The sequence below is a fragment of the Flavobacterium sp. genome (assembly GCF_043756175.1).
GTDB lineage: Bacteria > Bacteroidota > Bacteroidia > Flavobacteriales > Flavobacteriaceae > Flavobacterium.
Map to the genome: position 1 here is coordinate 1 of NZ_JAYURN010000077.1, position 4726 is coordinate 4726.

Here is a 4726-nt window from a genome sequence, read left to right on the forward strand (position 1 = left end):
TAAATCTTTTTTTTAAGTTAATAAATCCGTGAGTGAATTAATAATTTTAATCAATGTAAAAAATTGATTTTCAATACATTAAAATTAAATAAAAATTAAATATAAAACATAAATTGAAGATGATTTTCTTTAAAATTTAACATTTTAAAGCTGATTTGTAAGATTCTTTTTAGGAACTAATATGTTGTTTGGTACAAATGGATTATTTTTACATTAAAATAAATACATTTGAAATATTTATGATACCAAAATCACGAAAACAAATGAAGATTTCCTCATAAATATAACATATTCCAATAAAAAACAAATATTATCTACATATGAATAAAATAGATTGGAAAACCGTTCGAGAATTTGAAGATATAACCTACAAAAAATGTAATGGTGTCGCCAGAATAGCTTTTAATCGTCCTGATGTACGCAATGCTTTTCGTCCTAAAACTACTGCCGAATTATTGCAGGCATTTCACGATGCACAAGAAGATACTTCCATAGGAGTCGTTTTACTTTCTGCCGAAGGACCATCTAGTAAAGATGGAGTGTATTCTTTTTGTAGCGGAGGCGACCAGAAAGCACGCGGGCAACAAGGTTATGTTGGCGACGATGGTTACCATCGTTTGAATATTCTCGATGTACAACGACTCATTCGTTTTATGCCAAAAGCGGTTATTTGTGTCGTTCCAGGTTGGGCTGTAGGTGGTGGTCATAGTTTGCACGTAGTTTGCGATTTGACTTTAGCCAGTAAAGAACATGCTATTTTTAAGCAAACTGATGCCGATGTAACTAGTTTCGATGGTGGTTATGGTTCTGCTTATTTGGCTAAAATGGTTGGTCAGAAAAAAGCCCGTGAAATTTTCTTTCTAGGACGTAATTATTCTGCACAAGAAGCTTTCGAAATGGGTATGGTAAATGCCGTAATTCCTCATGATGAATTAGAAGATACTGCTTATGAGTGGGCGCAAGAGATTTTGGCTAAATCGCCAATGTCTATAAAAATGCTAAAATTTGCCATGAATCTTACCGACGACGGAATGGTTGGGCAACAAGTATTTGCTGGTGAAGCAACTCGATTGGCTTATATGACCGATGAAGCAAAAGAAGGACGAGATGCATTTTTAGAAAAAAGAAAGCCTAATTTTGAAAAGAAATGGTTACCTTAATTTGGTTTAGGTTTATGATGTAATGTTTCAGAATCCTGAAGTTTTTTTTATAAATCTAAAATCTAATATCATAAATCTAAAATTAAAATGAAACACTGGATACAAGCCGCTCGACTACGAACCTTACCACTTTCCGTATCGGGAATTATGGTAGGAAGTTTATACGCATTGGCAAACCCAACGAATGATATTCTCACGCCAACACAAGTATTTAGTTGGACAATCTTTGGTTTTGCGATGCTAACAACTTTAGGGTTACAAATTCTTTCCAATTTTGCAAATGACTATGGCGACGGAATTAAAGGAACCGATAATGAAGATAGAATAGGACCTATGCGTGCCATACAAAGTGGAGTGATTACACCAGCGGCTATGAAGCGAGCCATGATAATCACAGCATTGCTAACTTTTGTATCAGCAGTTTTGTTAATATATGTTTCGTTTCATGATAAACATTTGTGGTATTCTTTGTTTTTCTTACTGTTAGGAGGATTGGCCATCGCTTCGGCGATAAGATATACCGTTGGAAACTCCGCTTATGGATACAAAGGTTTTGGCGATGTTTTTGTCTTTGTTTTCTTTGGTTTAGTAAGCACTTTAGGTGTAAACTTTTTGTATTCTAAACAATTCGATTGGCAATTACTACTTCCAGCATCGGCAATAGGATTATTAAGTGTTGGTGTACTCAATTTAAATAATATGCGAGATGAGGTCTCTGATACAAAAGCAGGAAAAAATACCTTAGTAGTCAAAATGGGTGGAGCAAAAGCCAAGATTTACCATTATTGTTTAATTATTACAGCAATGGTTTTGGTGTTAATCTTTGCCATAATTTATAACGGAATAGGTTTCAGAATCGATCAGTATGCTTTTTTAGTAGCTTATTTCCCTTTATTAAGCCATTTAAAAACGGTTTATAATTGTCCAGAACCACGAACGCTCGACCCACAATTAAAAAAACTAGCCATCAGTACATTTTTATTATCATTAATTCTGGCTATGGTTTTAATTTTTTAAACTATTGGCTATTGCCTAATGCCTAAAAACTTGAAAAAATGAAAATAACCTTCTACGGACACGCATCAATAGGAATTGAAGTTGCAGGAAAATACATTTTGGTCGATCCATATATTTCTGCAAATCCCAAAGCCAGTCATATTGATATACATTCGCTCAAAGCCGATTATATTCTGCTCACGCACGCCCACAACGACCATATTCTCGATGTAGAAGCCATTGCCAAACGCACAAATGCCGTAATCGTTTCCAATTACGAAATCGCAAATCATTTCGGAGACAAAGGATTAAAATTTCACCCTATGAATCTCGGCGGAAGCTGGGATTTCAATTTCGGAAACGTAAAATATGTCAATGCTATTCATACCAGCTCATTTCCCGATGGTAGTTACGGCGGAAATCCAGGCGGATTTGTTATAGAAGGCGAGCACAAAAATATCTATATTGCAGGCGACACGGCACTTACGATGGACATGAAATTGATTCCAATGCGCACCAAACTCGATTTAGCAATTCTTCCAATAGGCGATAATTTCACTATGGATGTCGATGATGCCATTCTCGCTTCCGATTTTGTAGATTGCGACAAAATTCTCGGCTACCATTACGACACTTTTGGTTATATCGAAATAAACCATGACGAAGCCAAAAAGAAATTTTTCGATGCAGGTAAAGACCTTATGTTACTAGAAATAGGAGAAAGTATCGATTTGTAGTTTAGGAGCTATTTCCTGCTTTCTACTACAATCTTTTCCTTGCTAAAGGAGCAAGGAAAAGGATTTTCGTTTCAATCAGGGCTAGGGCATTCCATTCATAAATAAGTTTTTGTGAACTTCGTGTAAACCTTCGTGAACTTTGTGGTTAAACTGGCACCCAAATTGCTACAACAAACAAACAAAACAAAAACAATGAAAATAATTAAAATAGCATTTCTTTTCTTAACAAGTGTATCTTTTGCACAAGACGGTTATTGGGATAACCAACGAGTAACCAACAAAGAAATAAAACTTTCGGCAGGAGAAAGAGTCTTAATCAAATCCGAAGATTTTCCTGACGGCACAACCGAGTTTGTATACCGAATCACTTTACTAGACGAAAATCAGAAAATGGTTTCCGATTTGTCATCATTACTCAAAGCCATTCCAGATCCCACAGGAATCGCGCAAGGAACAGGCGGAGCGATTTCGTTAACCTCAAAAATATCGGGTGATGATAAATGTACTTATGCCATTTTTTCCGACAATAATAAAGCAACCGATTTTACAAAAACGGGAAACATAAAAAGATCGTGTTTGTATCAAAACAATCCTATAAACAAAGAAGTAAAAGTAATTTCTCTAAATGAATCTACTTGCTTAGCAGATGATTCTAAAACAATTTGGTTTGGTTTCGAGAGCAAAAACTGGATTTTAGGACAAAAAATTATTCTCGAAATTGTTCCGTGGGTTGATACAAAAGCAAGTAGAATATGGAGTCAAACCAACAAAAAAACGGCTCTTAATTTTATAAAAACAACCGGAATAGCATCTAAGTTGCCCAATTCGGACGCTTTTTGTTTCAATATAATTGAAAAATTGCAAAATGAATACAGGTTTTCAGTATTTCAAAAATTATCAAAAACAGAGAAACTGTCATTAATAAATAAATTTGAAGACAAAGCATTAATAGAAACAAATACTGTCGAAGTTTATAATAAAATTATCCGTCAAGAAGCTAAAACTTTATCTAAACAAGGCAAGTATGACGATGCAATTACATTATTAAATCATAAAATCATCAATAAAGGCAAATCATCGGTTTTAGACTACAATACTTTGGGTGAATTATATATTTATACCAAACAATTCGAAAAAGCGCTTAAAACGCTCAATATCGCCGAAAATTTAGATTCGAGCGAGCTTTTAGTGCAACTTAATTTAGCGCACACTTATATGTTTTTAGATAAAATGAGTGAATCTCGAGAAATTCATAATAAGTACAAAGAACAAAACGTATCTACAAACCAAACTTGGAAAAATAAAACCATCAACGATTTAGATAAATTCCAGAAAGCAAATTTGCCAAATGACAATTTCAAGAAAATTTTGAGATTGGTCGATTAATAAAAAGCGATGCTTTTTGTCATTCCGACGAAGGAGGAATCTTATCTTTTTTTCAAAATCAATCTGTGAGATTCCTCCTTCGTCGGAATGACAGACTAGTCAAAGATTACCAATCTAATAATCCAAAAATCTTTAATTCTAATAATCTATTTTGAAAGCAACTTACCACAAATATATTCTCGATTTCAAAAAACCATCAGGAACTTCACGAGGTGTTTTAACCCAAAAAGAAACTTGGTTTTTAGTGTTGCAAAACGATGAAAAAAAAGGAATAGGTGAGTGCGGAATTTTGCGTGGTTTGAGTTGTGATGACAGACCCGATTATGAAGAAAAATTGCAATGGGTTTGCGCCAATATTCACTTGGGAGAGAAAGTGCTTTGGGAAGCTTTAATTGAGTTTCCATCTATTCAATTTGGAGTCGAAATGGCATTCCAGTCATTAGCTTC

General features: G+C 34.4%; 4 protein-coding genes and 1 pseudogene. All 5 read left to right on the plus strand.

All coding sequences use genetic code 11. The annotated features are described in order from the left end of the window. The first annotated feature begins 320 nt into the window (after nt 1-320). Entirely contained in the window at nt 321-1160 is an 840-nt protein-coding gene (locus tag ACH2BP_RS05695) for a 1,4-dihydroxy-2-naphthoyl-CoA synthase (protein ID WP_395045740.1), read from the plus strand. An 87-nt stretch (nt 1161-1247) separates the two neighbouring features. Continuing rightward, the gene (gene menA / locus ACH2BP_RS05700; RefSeq protein ID WP_395057873.1) at nt 1248-2177 is read left to right on the plus strand and encodes a 1,4-dihydroxy-2-naphthoate octaprenyltransferase; all 930 of its coding nucleotides are present in this window, start codon (nt 1248-1250) and stop codon (nt 2175-2177) included. A 38-nt stretch (nt 2178-2215) separates the two neighbouring features. Next, a complete protein-coding gene (locus ACH2BP_RS05705) occupies nt 2216-2893 on the plus strand; it encodes a metal-dependent hydrolase (protein ID WP_395057875.1) in 678 nt (225 codons plus the stop codon). 192 nt (nt 2894-3085) lie between these two features. Beyond that, nucleotides 3086-4279, plus strand: a complete 1194-nt coding sequence (locus ACH2BP_RS05710; RefSeq protein ID WP_395057877.1) for a tetratricopeptide repeat protein — start codon at nt 3086-3088, stop codon at nt 4277-4279. A gap of 151 nt (nt 4280-4430) precedes the next feature. Next, nucleotides 4431-4726 (plus strand): annotated as a pseudogene (locus ACH2BP_RS05715) (o-succinylbenzoate synthase); the annotation flags it as partial.

What these genes read in the sequence shown, in the direction of transcription:
- ACH2BP_RS05695 (WP_395045740.1), top strand. Translation starts at nt 321, where the DNA reads ATGAATAAAATAGATTGGAAAACCGTTCGAGAATTTGAAGATATAACC.
- menA (WP_395057873.1), top strand. Translation starts at nt 1,248, where the DNA reads ATGAAACACTGGATACAAGCCGCTCGACTACGAACCTTACCACTTTCC.
- ACH2BP_RS05705 (WP_395057875.1), top strand. Translation starts at nt 2,216, where the DNA reads ATGAAAATAACCTTCTACGGACACGCATCAATAGGAATTGAAGTTGCA.
- ACH2BP_RS05710 (WP_395057877.1), top strand. Translation starts at nt 3,086, where the DNA reads ATGAAAATAATTAAAATAGCATTTCTTTTCTTAACAAGTGTATCTTTT.